The following is a 1,942-nucleotide window of genomic DNA, read 5'->3' as shown; positions in this document are numbered from 1 at the left end:
TCCGTCCCGCCTCCCGGACCGGTGGCGGCCCCGGCTGCCGTGCAGCGCCGTGACGCCGAGGCCACGAAGGCGGCGATCCTGCGCGCGGCCCGTCACCTCATGGCACGTCACGCGCACACGGACATCACGCTCAAGACGGTCGCGGACCGGGCCGGCGTGAGCGCGCCGTTGATCCTCAAGTACTTCGGGAACAAGGACGCGCTGTTCGCGCGGGTGATGTCGTTCGAGACGGACACCGCCGCCCTGCTGGACGCGCCGCTGGAGGATCTCGGCCCGCACATGGTCCGTCATCTGCTGGTCGGCCAGACCGAGCGGGGCGCCGACCCCATCCTGCGGATCGTCTTCGCGCCGCTCCAGGGCGAACAGGGTGACATACTGCGCGCCAACTTCCGTACGCAGGTCAGCGATCGCCTGGCCCTGCGTCTCCAGGGCTCCGACGCGGGCCTGCGCGCCGAACTCGCCGTCGCCACCTTGCTGGGACTCGGCGTGATGTACGGGATCGCGCGCGGTACCCGGCTGCGGGCGACCGCGATCGAGGACATCGTCGAGCGGTACGGTCCGACGGTGCAGGCACTGCTGACGCCGTGAGCCCGCCGAACGTTCGCCCGGCCCGGGACGCCGCCGGTCGGGTGCGGGTGCGCGTGCCACTCCGGGCGCGAGCGGACGAGCGGTCTCAGTTCACCCCGTGCGGGCGGAACTGGACACTGATCCGTGGTCCGGCCGCCCGTGCCGTCTTGGGTACGGCGTGCTCCCAGGTCCGCTGGCAGGAGCCGCCCATCACGATGAGGTCGCCGTGGCCGAGGGGGCGGCGCAGCGTGTCCCCGCCGCGGCGGGGACGCAGCAGCAGGGCACGCGGGGCGCCCACGGAGAGGATCGCGACCATGGTGTCCTCCCGCGCGCCCCGGCCGACGCGGTCCCCGTGCCAGGCCACGCTGTCCCGGCCGTCCCGGTAGTAGCACAGGCCCGCGGTGGTGAACGGTTCGCCGAGCTCGTCCGCGTAGTGAGCCGACAGCGCGGCCCGCGCCTCGTCGAGGATCGGGTGGGGCAGCGCGTCGCCCGCCCCGTAGTACGAGAGCAGCCGCGGTACGTCCACCACGTGCTCGTACATCTGCCTCCGCTCCGCCCGCCACGGCACCTCGGCGACGAGCCGCTCGAAGAGCGTGTCGGCCCCACCGAGCCACCCGGGCAGCAGGTCGATCCAGGCCCCGGCGCCCAGCGTGGTGCGGCGCGCCGCGTTCAGCGGAGCGAGGCGGAGCTCGTCGGTCTGGTCGAAGAGCGAGCCCTGGAGATGCGTGGACATGCGTCCAGCGTACTCCGTAATCGAATGCACGTTCCATTCTGTCGATTTCATGGCGGTGATCGGGTCCCGGCCTCGGTCCCGGTGACCGAGAGGACGTCTCGCTCGCTGTCTCCCGTGCCGCCCCGTGCCGCCCCGTGCCGCCCCGTGCCGCCCCGCGCCGTCCGGAACGAGTGCCGACGGGGCCCGCGCCGGGCCCGGTTCGCTCTTCTTCGCGGTGGCAGGCAACCTCGCCCGCGTCGGCGTCGTCTTGATCGACGACGGGTAGGCGGCGCGCCGACCGTGGTGGGCCGGGGATTCGCGAGTGGAAATCCGGCGCACTATGCGCTCCATGTATACATCGTGTGTATAGAGCGTGTGTATACGTAAGAAGCGGAGTCGAGGCACCGTGCGCCGCCGCCCCCCCCACACTCCGTCCCACCGGGCGGCCGGACAGGCGCCGGCCCGCCGGTGGCAGACCGAAAGGCATCCATGTACGGCAAAGCCTTCGCCCCCGAGTACCAGGGCGCTCTGACCACCCTGTCCGTGAACTCCTCGCTGACCGATGTGCTGGCCGCGGGTACCGAGCAGTTGCGCGCGGCGGAGCGCGCGGGCGCGCGGGGCGGAGCGGGGCGGTGGGGTCGCGCGGGGGGCGGGGGGCGGGGC

Annotated in this window: 2 protein-coding genes; one reads left to right on the top strand and one right to left on the bottom strand. The window is 73.0% G+C overall.

Annotation, left to right across the window (positions count from 1 at the left end; all coding sequences use genetic code 11):
- Positions 1 to 21: 21 nt before the first annotated feature.
- Entirely contained in the window at positions 22 to 588 is a 567-nt protein-coding gene (locus ABZV34_RS38965) for a TetR family transcriptional regulator (RefSeq protein ID WP_356287873.1), read from the top strand.
- A gap of 85 nt (positions 589 to 673) precedes the next feature.
- On the opposite strand, the gene ABZV34_RS38960 is transcribed toward ABZV34_RS38965, so the two are convergent.
- Positions 674 to 1,300, bottom strand: a complete 627-nt coding sequence (locus ABZV34_RS38960) for an alpha-ketoglutarate-dependent dioxygenase AlkB (protein WP_356287870.1) — start codon at positions 1,298 to 1,300, stop codon at positions 674 to 676.
- Positions 1,301 to 1,942: the final 642 nt, after the last annotated feature.

The organism is Streptomyces sp. NPDC005195, assembly GCF_040608315.1.
In the GTDB taxonomy this organism is placed as follows: Bacteria; Actinomycetota; Actinomycetes; order Streptomycetales; family Streptomycetaceae; genus Streptomyces; species Streptomyces kaempferi.
Note: the sequence above shows the minus strand (reverse complement) of the source record. Positions and strands in the feature narration are given on the sequence as shown.

Coding starts and splice junctions, on each gene's coding strand:
- ABZV34_RS38960 (WP_356287870.1), bottom strand. CDS start 1,300: ATGTCCACGCATCTCCAGGGCTCGCTCTTCGACCAGACCGACGAGCTC.